Source organism: Streptomyces sp. NBC_01261 (assembly GCF_036226385.1).
Classification (GTDB): Bacteria; Actinomycetota; Actinomycetes; order Streptomycetales; family Streptomycetaceae; genus Streptomyces.
Genome location: NZ_CP108463.1, coordinates 354,214 through 367,439, shown reverse-complemented (window position 1 = coordinate 367,439; position 13,226 = coordinate 354,214). Strand labels below are relative to the sequence as shown.

General features: G+C 69.9%; 9 protein-coding genes and 2 pseudogenes. 8 read left to right on the top strand and 3 right to left on the bottom strand.

All coding sequences use genetic code 11. The features are described 5' to 3' along the window. The first annotated feature begins 12 nt into the window (after nucleotides 1-12). From OG226_RS01565 to OG226_RS01550, 4 genes are all read left to right on the top strand, one after another. Nucleotides 13-168 carry a VenA family class IV lanthipeptide gene (locus tag OG226_RS01565; protein WP_329347455.1) on the top strand — a complete coding sequence of 52 codons (156 nt, stop codon included), beginning with the start codon at nucleotides 13-15 and terminating at the stop codon, nucleotides 166-168. A gap of 104 nt (nucleotides 169-272) precedes the next feature. Further along, nucleotides 273-1,385, top strand: a complete 1,113-nt coding sequence (locus OG226_RS01560) for an ATP-binding cassette domain-containing protein (RefSeq protein ID WP_329347453.1) — start codon at nucleotides 273-275, stop codon at nucleotides 1,383-1,385. Further along, the gene (locus tag OG226_RS01555) at nucleotides 1,382-2,272 is read left to right on the top strand and encodes an ABC transporter permease (RefSeq protein WP_329347451.1); all 891 of its coding nucleotides are present in this window, start codon (nucleotides 1,382-1,384) and stop codon (nucleotides 2,270-2,272) included. The genes OG226_RS01560 and OG226_RS01555 overlap by 4 nt, the downstream gene beginning before the upstream one ends. Nucleotides 2,273-2,641: 369 nt before the next feature. Beyond that, nucleotides 2,642-3,916 carry a cytochrome P450 gene (locus tag OG226_RS01550; RefSeq protein WP_329347449.1) on the top strand — a complete coding sequence of 425 codons (1,275 nt, stop codon included), beginning with the start codon at nucleotides 2,642-2,644 and terminating at the stop codon, nucleotides 3,914-3,916. Between the two features lie 130 nt (nucleotides 3,917-4,046). Here the strand turns inward: OG226_RS01550 and OG226_RS01545 are convergent, their stop codons facing one another. Then, nucleotides 4,047-5,945, bottom strand: a complete 1,899-nt coding sequence (locus OG226_RS01545; protein WP_329347447.1) for a glycoside hydrolase family 5 protein — start codon at nucleotides 5,943-5,945, stop codon at nucleotides 4,047-4,049. Nucleotides 5,946-6,208: 263 nt separating this feature from the next. Between OG226_RS01545 and OG226_RS01540 the strand changes: the two are divergent. The 4 genes and pseudogenes from OG226_RS01540 to OG226_RS01525 all read left to right on the top strand — a co-directional run. Continuing rightward, nucleotides 6,209-6,605: pseudogene (locus OG226_RS01540) on the top strand (endo alpha-1,4 polygalactosaminidase); the annotation flags it as partial. A gap of 466 nt (nucleotides 6,606-7,071) precedes the next feature. Beyond that, complete coding sequence (locus tag OG226_RS01535; RefSeq protein ID WP_329347446.1) at nucleotides 7,072-8,004, top strand: hypothetical protein; 933 nt, start codon at nucleotides 7,072-7,074, stop codon at nucleotides 8,002-8,004. A 138-nt stretch (nucleotides 8,005-8,142) separates the two neighbouring features. Then, a complete protein-coding gene (locus OG226_RS01530; protein WP_329347444.1) occupies nucleotides 8,143-10,341 on the top strand; it encodes a glycosyltransferase in 2,199 nt (732 codons plus the stop codon). Next, nucleotides 10,338-11,573: an acyltransferase family protein gene (locus OG226_RS01525; RefSeq protein ID WP_329347442.1), complete on the top strand. Its 1,236-nt coding sequence runs from the start codon at nucleotides 10,338-10,340 to the stop codon at nucleotides 11,571-11,573. The genes OG226_RS01530 and OG226_RS01525 overlap by 4 nt, the downstream gene beginning before the upstream one ends. A gap of 369 nt (nucleotides 11,574-11,942) precedes the next feature. Here OG226_RS01525 and OG226_RS51450 read toward each other — a convergent pair. Next, a pseudogene (locus OG226_RS51450) lies at nucleotides 11,943-12,059 on the bottom strand (MmyB family transcriptional regulator); the annotation flags it as partial. Between the two features lie 174 nt (nucleotides 12,060-12,233). Next, nucleotides 12,234-13,214 (bottom strand): NADPH:quinone reductase, encoded by a 981-nt coding sequence (locus OG226_RS01520; RefSeq protein ID WP_329347440.1) that lies wholly within the window; start codon nucleotides 13,212-13,214, stop codon nucleotides 12,234-12,236. Nucleotides 13,215-13,226 lie beyond the last annotated feature (12 nt).

The window sequence follows — 13,226 nt, the reverse complement described above, 5'->3', positions numbered from 1 at the left end:
AAGGAGAATGTCATGGAGAACCAGGCCCTCGAACTGCTTGCCCACCTGCACGCCCTTCCGGAGACCGACCCGGTCGACTTCGACGGAGCATCGTTCTCCGGCACCTGTGCGTGCGTCGGCCTGCTGACGATCCTGCAGACCGTCTGCGTGGGCGTCAGCTGCGCATAGCCAAGACCCTCCGGCCGGTGGTTGCCTCGGGCAGCCGCCGGCCGGAGCCAAGGCCGCTGCGGCCGGCAGGCCTGCGGAAGACCCCCCGTAAGCGAGGACCCGATATGCAGCCACCTGCCGAGGACGCCGCTCCCACTCCCGCCCCGCTGCTGACCGCCGCCCGCACGAACCCCGACGCCGCCCGGTCCGCCGACCAGCCGGTGTACGCCATCCGTACACGCGGTCTGGTCAAGAGCTACGAGGGCCCGCACGGCACCACCACCCACGCCGTCCGAGGCCTGGACCTGGACGTCCTCTGGGGCGAGACCTACGCCTTCCTCGGCCCCAACGGCGCGGGAAAGTCCACCACCATCGCCCTGCTGTGTGCCCTCGCCCGCCCCACCGCCGGACAGGCCACGGTGGCGGGTGTCGACGTACGGACTCAACCGAACCTGGTACGACGGCGGGTCGGGATGCTCTTCCAGCACAGCGCCCTGGACCCGGACCTGACGGCGGAACAGAACCTGTACATCCACGCCCGCCTCTACGGACTGAGCCGCCGCCGCGCCCGGCTGCGCGCCGCCGAGACCCTGGAGACGGTCGGACTGGCAGACCGGCACCGCTCGCCGGTACGCACCCTGTCCGGAGGCATGCGCCGGCGCCTGGAGTTGGCCCGCGGCCTGCTGCACGCGCCTCAGGTGCTGTTCCTCGACGAGCCGACCACCGGTCTCGACCCGCACGCCCGCGCCCAGGTCTGGGAGCACCTGCGCGCCCTGCGCGACCGGCACGGCAACACGCTGTTCGTCACCACCCACTACCTGGAGGAGGCGGAGAACTGCGACCGCATCGGCATCATCGACCACGGCCGGCTCGTGGCCCAGGGCACGCCCCTCGCGCTCAAGGCGGAGATCGGGGACGACCGTGTCACGCTGCGCACCGGCGACGACACGGCGGCACGACAGGTCGTGGTCCGGACCGCGCCGCCGGGCGCCGTCACCCTGGACACAGAAGGGGTGTCCCTGCGGGTGCCCGACGGCAGCGCCTGGATTCCCCGTCTCTGCTCGGCGCTGGAAGCCCACGGCATCGCGGTGCACGCCGCGTCCGCGACCCCGCCGACGCTCGACGACGTCTTCTTCCACCACACCGGCCGCAGCATCCACACCCCGGGACCCCACCCGGCACCGGCCGCCCCGGATCCGGACGGAACGACGCCGACCATCGAGGAGGAGGCCCCATGACCGCATCCGCTCTCCCGGCCCCGGACGCCTCCGACACCCCTGATGAGCCGGGCGCCTCCGGCGGCATCGGCCGTGAGCGCGGGACCGTACTGCGCCACGAACTACGGGCGGTCCACGCCCTGGTCCACCGCGATCTGCTGCGCCTGTCGGCCCAGCGCACCCACACCGCCCTGATGCTGCTCCAGCCGGTGCTCTACCTCTTCGTCCTGGGAGGTGGACTGGCCGCCCTGATCCCCAACTCCTCACTGGGTGTCGGATACCAGACCTACCTCTTCCCGGGCGTGCTCGTGATGACGGTGCAGGCGCCGGCCATCGTGGTCGGCATCCGCCTGATCACCGACCGGCAGAGCGGTTATCTGCGCGAACTCCTGATGGCCCCGGTCAGCCGGTCCACCCTCCTGCTCGGCAGTTGCGCGGGCGGCACCATCGTCGCCACGGTCCAGGGCGCCGTCCTCCTCGCCCTCGGTGGTGCCGTCGGCCTGCCCTACGACCCGCTCCTTCTGACGCTGCTTCTGGGCGGCATGATCCTGGCCTCCTTCACCATCACGGCCCTGCTCCTGCTGCTGGCCGTAAGCCTCAGTCGGCCCGAGAACTTCCACATGTTGCTCGGCCTGGTGATGATGCCGCTGCTGTTCCTCTCCGGCGGCTTCTTCCCGCTGGCGAATCTGCCGGGCTGGGCGCACGCACTGACCGCCGTCAATCCGCTCGCGTACGGAGTGGACCTGCTCCGCCGTTGCATCGCGCTACGGGTACCGGACCGGGCGGGCAGCGCGGGGATCGAGTGGTTCGGCCGGCAACCTCCCCTGCTCCTGGAAGGCGCGCTTCTGCTCGCCATCGGTGTCACGGCCCTGCTCTGGGCGGCCCACCTCTTCAGCCGCCCCGAATGACAACCAGACGCGGGGGAGGGGGAGTTCGGGACTTGCGAGCCGCACGCTCTGATCGCTCCGCGAACAACTCCCTCGTCCTGCAAGGTATCTGACGCGACGTCATGTCATCTGTCGTGCCTGCGAAAGCCCCGGACGTGATATTGCCCGATGCAAGAGACCGTGGCACGATCGAACGAATATTCGCTCTGATGGCAGTGAGGTGTTCATGAAACGGACACGACGCCTGATGGCTCACCTGGTGGGCCGGAAGCGGGTCAGCGGACGCTACATCTACTGGCCCTACCACGCCCGATAGCCCGACCTGTTCAGCGCGAACGCCGATCGCGGGACCCTTCACGAGGGGTCCCGCGATTCACCGGGGGAGGGCGCATGGCGTACCGAGAGAAGCTCGGACGGCCGCCGGGCCCACGCGGGCACTGGCTGACGGGCAACACCCGCGAGTACGAGGCCGACCGGATCGGATTCCTGCGTCGCTGCCACCGTGAGTACGGTGACGTCTTCTCCTACGACGACCACACACTGTTCGTGATCGATCCCGCACTCGCCCACGAGGTGCTCACCGGCACCGGCGACACGTTCGTGACCGAGCTGGCGCCGTTCGACATGCGGCGGGATCTCGACCAGGCCGCCGAACACGCCACCTCCTGGATACCCGAACGCCGGGCGGTGTGGCCGGGCCTCAACCGGACGGCGGCGGCCACGACCGACGACCTGACCGCCAAGGTCCTCGACGCGGTCATCGCCGACGGGGCCGGTCAGGATGTCGACGTACTCACCACGATGCGGACGCTCACCGCCCGGACGATCGCCGAGTACTGCTTCGGTGCGGACCGGGCCGGTATCGCCGAGCTGCTGCACGAGACCGTCCGTGCCACTCAGGCCTTCGCGGAGGCGTCCCACGAGTATCCCGCGTGGCTGCCGCTGCCCCGCCATCGCCGCTACTTCCGCACCTACCGGCGCCTGACCGAAAGGCTGACCGGGATGGTCCGGGAGCGGCGTGCGTCGATGGCCGACATGCCCTGCGACGACCTGCTCGGATTTCTTCTCGCAGCCGAACCGGCCCCGCCCGTGGACACCGTGGTGTCGACGTTGCACAGCGTTCTCATGGGCGGCCACGGCGTCCCCGCGGCCGCCCTTGCCTCCGTCGTGTGGGAACTCGCCCGCCGCCCCCGGCTCGTGCTCGATCTCCGCGACGAGGCCGACGGACCGGCGGGCGGCGGCACCCCGCTGGCCGAGGCCGTGGTCCGGGAGACGCTCCGGCTGTATCCGCCCGCGTGGCTGATGACCCGTACCGCCGCCACGGCGACCACGCTGGGCGAGTGGTCGCTCAGCCCCGGCGACGACGTACTGCTCAATCCCTACCTGATTCACCGGGACCCCCGTTGGTGGTCCCGGCCGGACGAGTTCGACCCGACCCGATGGCTGGACGGGCAAGCGGCCCCCGGACCGGCCTACCTCCCCTTCGGTGCCGGACCACGAGTGTGCCTGGGCGCCGCGCTGACCATGCGTCAACTGACGCTGACCACCTCCTGGCTGGCACACCGCTTCACCATCGAGTCACCGAACGCGGCATCGGTGACACTGGAGTTCGTCGACCGACTGGCTCCCGCGCACCTCAGGGCCCGCTTCCTGCCGACCGCGTGACGGCAGCCGACCAGGCGGCTCGACGGCATCCACAACTCGCCTGCCGGGTGCGGCTGTTCGCCTCGGAGCATCGAAGCGAAACCTTCGTGAACTCGTCCGCCCGAAACGGGAGTGAGGTCAACGACCAAGGTCAGTGGGCCAGTTGGCGGCAGAGCAGGGCCGCGGGGCCCGGCGAGCTGCCGATGCGGGTGGTGTAGGCGATGCCCGCGGCGTACTCGTCGTCCGCGCACTGGCCCTTGTAGTCGCTGACGGCGAAGTCTCCGCCGCCGGCGCTGTTGGGCCGGTTGTCGGACCGGTCGAACCACACCGTGCGTTCGGTACCCGCCAGTGCGGCACCGGCGGGAGCGCACAGGGCTGCCGACGTCCGCACCCCCCGGTGGCTGTAGCCGATGAGGAACTGGCCCTGGGCGCACTGGAGTTTGGTGTATCCGGAGGCCCAGTCGCCGCCCTGCGGGACGTTGCGTTCGTCGGTGACGACCGTCTGGGCGCCGGTTGCGGCACGCAGGTCGCCCGTGCTGACGTCCGTGCACAGGCCCCGGCCCGAGGTGTGCCCGAGACCGGTCAGCCGCAGGCCGTCCGGGCAGGCCGCCTTGGAGGCTCCCGGGTCCCAGTCGCCGGTGGCGCGCACCCGTACGGACTCGACGTAGTCGCCGTGGTCGGTGGCGAGCATCTGCCAGTCGGGTACCGGGCTGACGGGACCGCTGAGCGAGGAGGCGGACATGAGTCGCTGCCACCCGGCGGCGCGCCAGTCCGCGTCGTCCAGGAGGCCGTGTCGGGTGCCGTCCGGGTCGTAGCGCAGCAGGGCCCAGTCGTCGTGGCCCTGCCAGCCGACCAGGGGCCAGTAGGCGAAGTCGGCGTCGTGGTCGGCGAAGTAGTCGGTCACGTTGCCGAACCAGGTGCGCGCGGCGGTGCCGGTCTCGCCCGCTCCGATGCCGAACTCGCTGATCCACACGGGGGCGGTGTAGTGCTTGCCGTCGTCCTGGGACACGAAGAACGCCTCGTCGTACAGGGCCTGGTACAACGCGTCGCGGCTGAGATCCTGGTAACGGGGGTCACTGGTCTCGCCGATGCCGGTGGCACCGCTGTGGTGGGGGCCGGTGTAGCCGTAGAAGTGGGCCGAGTAGACGAGTTTGTGGGCGGCCACCAGGGTGTGCGACAGCGTGCGGGCGGGGGTGAGCAGGGGGCGGCCGTGGGCGAATCCGTCGATGGGCAGACCGGTCCAGTTGATGCCCTCGATGACGATGAGCAGGTTCGGGTTGGCCTCGGTGAGGATACGGTCGGCGGCGAGTTGAGCGGCGGCGTACCAGTCGTGGTCGTCGCCACCTCCCCAGTTCGGGTCGTTCAAGATGTCACGGCGTACCTCGTTGTAGAGGTCGGCTCCCACGACACGGGGGTCGGCGGCGTAGCGGCGGGCCATGAACACCCAGTCGTCCGCCCACTGTTGGGTCGACTGGCTGCTGTTCCATCGCTCGTTGCCGTCGACTCCGCAGCACCAACGGGACGTGTTGGTGTGGTTGTTCAGGATGACGGCGAAGCCGGCCGAGGTCAGCGCGGAGACCACGGCGTCGAACACCTGGAGCGGTGTCCGGCCGCGCAGCTGCGGGTTGGCCGCCACGGCGGCGTCCGGTACGGCTGTGGTGTCGTGGATCATCGCGTTGGAGAACGGCAGCCGGATGCTGTTGATGCCCAACTCATGGAAGTCGGCCATCAGTTGGGCCAGGGGTACGCGGTCCAGGCCCAGGGGGATGCCGTAGGAGTTCTGGCCGGCGTGGTGGTTGGCGCTGTCGGCCTCGCTGCCGCTGCCCGTCCAAGAGCCCTGCGCGCCGTCCCAGTTGGCGGACTTCAGCCGGAAGCGGTCGCCGTTCGCGTCGACGATGTAGCGCCCACGGGTGGAGAGGGGTGGCTGCCAGGAGCCCTGGACGGCGGGCGCGTTGCCGTGCACCGGAGTCGCCGAGGCCGCTCCGGTGATCGGGAACAGGAGGGAAGCACCCAGGACAAGTAATGTCAGGTACCGGACAAGTTGGCTCATGAGGTGCCCTCCGTGCCGATACCGACAGATGGCGGCGTCTGAGGAATGTGGGGGAGTGGTGGCCCGAGGGAGACTACCCGCGCCCTGTGAACTCGTCGACCGGCTCGGGAGCCTGGGCTTGGTCCTGATCGTGGTGATGTCGGATGACCGGGCGCATGCGCCGGACCCGCCGTCGGCTATTTCGGCATCGCCGAGGGCGGCCTTCGCGCCGTACGGCTTCCAAGGTGTGCGGGTGTCACGGTCGCTCCTGACGTCCCAACGGGGTGGACGACTGGATCGGCTCGTGCGCCGACAAGGGATTCGACGTGGCCGAGCCGGACAACTACGACAACTACACCCGCGCCCCGCACGGACTGGTCACCGCGGCCGACGCGGAGGCCTTCCAGACCCTGCTCGCCCGCCACGCGCACGCCCGGCACCTCGCCATCGCGCAGAAGAACACCCTCGAACTCGCCAAGGACCGCAAGCGGGTCGGCCTGGACTTCGCGGTGGTGGAGGAGTGCGGACAGTACGACGAATGCGGGGCCTACGTCGACGCGTTCGGTGACCACGTCATCGTCGTCGAGTACACCGAGAAGGACATGAGGAAGGCCTGTGCGGGTTGGGGCGACCGGTGCTGGCCACGACGGCTACGTCCGCGAGACCTGCGACCGCTACTGACGGCCGTCCGTCAAGGGCCGGCTGATCGGCAGGGCCGAGTCGGTCCGGTGTCTCCTTCGGTGAGGCGCGGTCGCCGGACGTCACGGCCCGATTCCTGTCCAGGCGTCGGTGCGCTCCCGCACTGCCGATGGCGCCGCCGGAGCGCCATCCTGCTGATCGGTCGGCGGTCCTGCGGCAAGGGGCAAGGCGTGGTGGAACATTCGCCGACCAGAACCGGACCCTATGGGCGGTTAGATGCGTAAAACGATGTTCTTGCCATTTACGGAGCGATCAAATCCAGACGTAATTGATTGTTCAACGTCCACGATTTGGGCACGATGGCACACACTTCCCTCACATGAGTTATCTTCTCGATCCGGGCAAGACCTGTCAGAGGGTGCGCTCAGGCTGGGCAATGAACCGGCCCGTTCGGCGCTGGCCCAGGTCGCTCGCGCACTCATGACACTTCTGTGGGGGAAGTGCGTACGTGAAGAACTGGCGAGAAGACGCCCAACCGGATCGGCATCGACGTGTCGACCCGCCCGACGGAGCCGCCTTCGCCGGCCGAACGCCCCGAACCGCAGAGGTCACTTGGCAGACCGGTGCCAGTCGACAGCTCGTCGACTCGGGCGAGCATCGGGCATTCCGTACGACAGAGGTCGCCTACGCGTCGACAGGCGACGGCGACGACAGTGGCAGCGGCGCTGGTGACGGCGACGGCGACGGCCCGGGGGTGGCGCCCCACCGACCCGGGTCCGGCAGGCGACCGGACACTCGCGGCCCGGAGCGCGTACACGACCCGCACGAGGTCACCATCCAGTTGGACCGTGCGCACCTGCCGCCATGCCCCGACGCGCCGGGCGACCTCGGCGGGACCGTCTCCCGGCAGCTGTCTGACACGCCGGTCTTCGTCGACGAGTCCGGCCGTCGTAGCCGCCGGTTGCGCCGCGTCGGCATCGGCTTCGGTGCCGCCTGTGCCCTCTACGCCGGAGTGATCGGCGCGACGCTGCTCTCGGGCAACTCGACGGCCCCTTGGCTGCCGGTGCCGGGCCAGCAGGGTGACGGTTCCGCCGGAGAGGTCGCCACCTCCCCGGAGCCCTCGCGGTCGGCGTCGCCGTCCGCCTCCGCGACGGTCGGCCAGAACGCCATCACCCCCTCCGTCGGCACCGCGGCCGACGCGTCGCCGACCGGCACCGGCACTCCGACGGCCTCGGGCGCACAGCCCAGCGGCGCAACGTCGAGTTCCGGCGCGTCGCCGAGCGCGTCGGCCACTGAGCCGGGGGTCACGGTGAGCGCACCGGGCACCGCCCCCACGGGCAACTCGTCGGCCAGCCCGGCTCCGAGCGCCACGGACGGCACCGACGCGTCGACGATCCCCTCCCCGTCGTCCTCCGCAGAGACCGACACCTCGCCGACATGACCCTGGGCGCCGACTGGATCTGCTGAAACGTTTCCTCCGCCTCCTTGCCTCCCCGACTCCCTCTGCTTCCCCTCCTCCCCACACCTCCGCTGCTTCCTCCGCCTGCTTCGCTTCCGCTCCTGGAGAGCCCACCCCTCGATGCCATCCCTCATCAGCCGACGACGAGCCGCAGGCACCACCGCTGCCGGCTCCCCGCAACGCCGCGTGCCCCTGCGGCTGTTGCTTCCCCTGCTGCTTCTCGTCGCCCTCCTGGCGATGATGATGCTCCACGGCTACGTGCACAGCGAGATCTTCGCCGACCACCGCATCCAGCCCGAGGCCGCGACCGACAAGGTGCCGGACAAGATCCTGGACGGCGGCCCGGTCATCGACACCCGCAGCGGCCGCGAGACCAGTCACCAGGTGCCCGACCACCGCATCGTCCTCACCTTCGACGACGGACCGGACCCGACCTGGACGCCGAAGGTCCTGGACGTGCTCAAGAAGCACAACGCGCACGCCGTCTTCTTCGTCACCGGCACGATGGCCTCGCGCTACCCCGAACTCGTCAGGCGGATGGTGGACGAGGGCCACGAGGTGGGCCTGCACACCTTCAACCACCCCGACCTCTCCTTCCAGTCCAAGAAGCGGATCGACTGGGAGCTGTCCCAGAACCAGCTCGCGATCACCGGTGCGGCCGGTATCCGGACCTCACTTTTCCGGCCCCCGTACTCCTCCTTCGCCGATGCCATGGACAACAAGGCCTGGCCGGTCACCCAGTACATCGGCAGCCGCGGCTACCTGACCGTCGTCAACAACACGGACAGCGAGGACTGGCAGAAGCCGGGCGTCGCGAAGATCATCAGCAACGCGACCCCGCGCGGCGGCAAGGGCGCGATCGTCCTGATGCACGACTCGGGCGGCGACCGCCACCAGACCGTGCAGGCGCTCAACATCTTCCTGCCCCAACTCCAGTCGCGGGGCTACACGTTCGACAACCTGACGGACGCGCTCGGCGCACCCAGCGCCCTGACCCCGGTCAGCGACCTCGATCTCTGGAAGGGCAAGGCCTGGGTCTTCCTGGTCCAGATCTCCGACGACGCCACGGACATCCTGGTGGTCGCCCTCGCGGTGGTCGGTTCCCTGGTGATCACGCGGTTCGTCCTGATGCTGCTGCTGTCCGCCGCACACGCCCGCCGGGTGCGCCGCCGGGGCTTCGCCTGGGGCCCGCCGGTCACCGAACCGGTCTCGGTCCTCGTCCCGGCGTACAACGAGGCGAAGTGCATTGAGAACACGGTCCGTTCGCTCATGACCGGCGAGCACCCCATCGAGGTCGTCGTCATCGACGACGGCTCCACCGACGGCACCGCCCGGATCGTGGAAGCCATGGGCCTGCCCGACGTACGGGTGATCCGGCAACTCAACGCGGGCAAACCGGCCGCCCTCAACCGCGGCCTGGCGAACGCCAGTCACGACCTCATCGTCATGATGGACGGCGACACGGTCTTCGAACCGGCCACCGTACGGGAGCTGGTCCAGCCCTTCGGCGACCCGCGCGTCGGCGCGGTCGCGGGCAACGCCAAGGTCGGCAACCGGGATTCCCTCATCGGTGCCTGGCAGCACATCGAGTACGTGATGGGCTTCAACCTCGACCGCCGCATGTACGACATGCTCCGCTGCATGCCGACGATCCCGGGCGCCGTGGGGGCCTTCAGGAGAAGCGCGCTGGAGCGGGTCGGCGGCATGAGCGACGACACGCTCGCCGAGGACACCGACATCACGATGGCGATGCACCGGGACGGCTGGCGGGTGGTCTACGCCGAGAAGGCGCGGGCCTGGACCGAGGCACCGGAGACGGTCCAGCAGCTCTGGTCGCAGCGCTACCGGTGGTCCTACGGCACGATGCAGGCGATCTGGAAGCACCGGGGCGCCCTGCTGGACCGGGGCCCGTCCGGCCGCTTCGGCCGCGTCGGCCTCCCGCTGGTCGCCCTCTTCATGGTGCTGGCTCCACTGCTGGCCCCGCTGATCGACGTGTTCCTGCTCTACGGCCTGGTGTTCGGCCCGACCGAGAAGACGATCGTGGCCTGGCTCGGCGTCCTCGCCATCCAGGTCATCTGCGCCGCGTACGCCTTCCGCCTCGACCGCGAACGCATGACCCATCTCCTCTCGCTGCCCCTGCAACAGATCCTCTACCGCCAACTCATGTACGTCGTGCTGCTCCAGTCCTGGATCACCGCGCTCACCGGAGGCCGCCTGCGCTGGCAGAAACTGCGCCGCACCGGAGCCGTCGAAGCACCGGGCGACTCGATCCCGAGACAGCGCGCCCACAGCACCCACGATCGGAACCCTGTCGGATGAGCCACGGACACCCGGCGGGCACGAGCCCGGAACCGGCATACGGGATTCCCTACCACCCGAGCACCGAGCCCGCAGCCGTCACGTCCCCGGCGAAGAAGCCCGGCCGTGACCGCTACCTCGACCTCCTCCGCTCGATCGCCCTCGTCCGGGTCGTCGTCTACCACCTCTTCGGCTGGGCCTGGCTGAGCGTGGTGTTCCCGTCGATGGGCGTGATGTTCGCCCTGGCCGGCTCGCTGATGGCACGGTCCCTCAGCCGGCCTCCCCTCGGCGTGATCAAGAGCCGGGTGCGCAGACTGCTACCGCCGCTGTGGGTGTTCGGCGCGGTGGTGCTGGCCATGATGTTCGCGGGCGGCTGGAACCCGGTGAAGGACCCCGACCACAGCGGGAGTTGGGGTCTGCTGGAACTGCTCAACTACCTCGTGCCGATCGGCGCCCCACCCTTCCCCTGGAGCCTGGGCTCCCAGTCCGGCCTCCTGGAGAACACCTGGGCCGTACAGGCGGTGGGTCCGCTGTGGTACCTGCGCGCCTACCTGTGGTTCGTGTTCGCCTCCCCGCTGCTGCTGTGGGCGTTCCGGCGTTTCCCGTGGCCCACCCTGTTCGCGCCCCTCGCGCTCACGGCGATCGTCGGTACCGGGCTGATCACCGTCCCGGGGGAGACCGGCAACGCGGTCACGGACTTCGCGGTCTACGGCAGTTGCTGGATCCTGGGCTTCGCCCATCACGACGGCCTGCTCGCGAAGGTCCCGCGCTACCTCGGCGTCTCCGTCTCGACCCTGGTCATGGCTCTCGGCCTGTGGTGGGCCTCGGGACACCTGGGGCCCGACGGCTGGGACCTCAACGACATCCCGTTCGCCCAGGCCTGCTGGTCCTTCGGGTTCGTGGTGATCCTGCTCCGGTACTCCCCGTCCTGGCAGGAACTCCCCGGTCGGCTGCGCAGGTGGGACAAGTTCGTGACGCTCTCCAACAACCGGGCCGTCACCATCTACCTCTGGCACAACCTGCTGATCGCGGCGACCGTGCCCATCATCGACCAGGCGTACGACCTGCCGTTCATGCAGAGCGACCAGGCGTCGTCGGCACTCGACACGTCGTACAACGTCCTCATGTTCCTGCTCGTCTGGCCTCTCATCGGGTTGGTCGTCCTGGCTGTCGGGTGGGTCGAGGACATCGCCGCGAAACGCCGTCCACGACTGTGGCCCAACGGGACGAGCAGGCACGGCAGGGTCGGCTGACACGGCCCGTTCCGGCCGTACGGCCATCGTTTTCGGCGGTGCGCGGGCGTCGGCGTCGGTGACGAAGCGCGGCAGCGGCTTGTCCTGGTCGGCGATGGTGAGCAGGGTACGGGCGAGCTTGGCGGGGTCGTGGGTGGTGTGGAGGAGGCCCGGGACGTTGACTCCGATATTCGGTCCCACTCCTCGGCGTCCGCGCCGACGGCCGGGCCCAGGAGTATCCGTCCGGCGTTGTTGACGAGGGTGTCCAGTCGTCCGAAGTGCTCGACGGTCCGCCGTACGGAGGCTTCGGCCTTGGGCGCTGGTGGCGAGTATGTCGAGGGCCTTCGCGGAGGGTGACGCGGGTTCGGGGGTGAGGACGGTGAGCATCTGGTCGGGGTCACCCTCGACGGCCAGGACGATGCAGTCGAGGGTGAGGTCGCCCACCAGCGGGTGGTGGAAGCGCTTGGTGCCGACGGTGTAGGCGAGGATGTCATGGTCGGCCCGCATCCGCCGGAAGGCCTTCGCTGTGCACGGACAACTCCCCGATCAGCTGGGCGAGTTGGGGTTCGTCGGGGTGGCGTCCCGAGTTGGACCCACACGTCCGGCGGGCGGGTGAGCGAGGGGACCACGCGGGGAGGCTGAGACGCGACGCCGGTCAGCCCGGATCGGGGTCGGCGGAGTTCAGTCGGGGAGGGTCACCAGTACGCGGCCCCGGCCGCCGGCGTCGACACGGTCGTGGGCCTGGGCGATCTTCTCCAGCGGGTACAGGTCGCCGACGGTGACGGTCAGCATGCCGACCGCGGCCGCGGCGGTGAGGTCGCGGGCCGCCTGCCGTTTCGCCGGCTCGGGGAAGTCGTCGCTGCCGAGCATGCGGAGCATGACGTTGTTGAACAGCAGCGGCCAGAAGGGAAGTTGGGGCCGGTCGTCCCGAGTGGCGTAGGCGGCGATCACCGCGCCGTTCGCGACGACGGCGTTGTCCAGGTCCGCGTTGTCGGACAGGGCCACTTCGACGACCCGGTGCACGCCGGCGGGGGCGTACGCGCGGATCGCGGTGACGGGGTCGTCCCCGTCGAGCGTCACGGCGTGGGAGACCACGGCAGGGTCGACACGGTCCAGGTCGCTGCCGCGCCGCACGGTGCCGATCACCGTCGCGCCGCCCCACCGGGCGAGCTGCGCGGCCAGGGAGCCGACACCGCCGAGCACGCCGTGCACGAGCACGACCTGTCCGTCGACGGGGCCGTCGCTGAACACGGCCCGGTGGGCGGTGATCCCGGGGATGCCCAGGCAGGCTCCGAGTTCGTCGCTGAGGTGGTCGGGCAGAGGGACGGACAACTCCGCGGGTACGACGGTGTACTGGGCGGCGGTGCCGAAGGGGCGGTAGGACTGGGCGCCGTACACCCACACCCGCTGCCCCACCCGGCGGGCGTCGATCCCTTCGCCGACGGCGTCGACGACCCCGGCGGCGTCGCTGTGCGGGATCACCCGGGGGTGGGGCATCGAGGAGCCGAGCCAGCCGTGCCGCTTCTTGGTGTCGCCGGGGTTGACGCCCGAGACGGTGACGCGGACGCGGATCTCGCCGGGGCCGGGGATGGGGTCGGGCAGTTCGCCGACGTGCAGGACGTCGGTGGCGAGGCCTTGTTCGTCGTACCAGGACGCAAGCATGGATACCTCCGT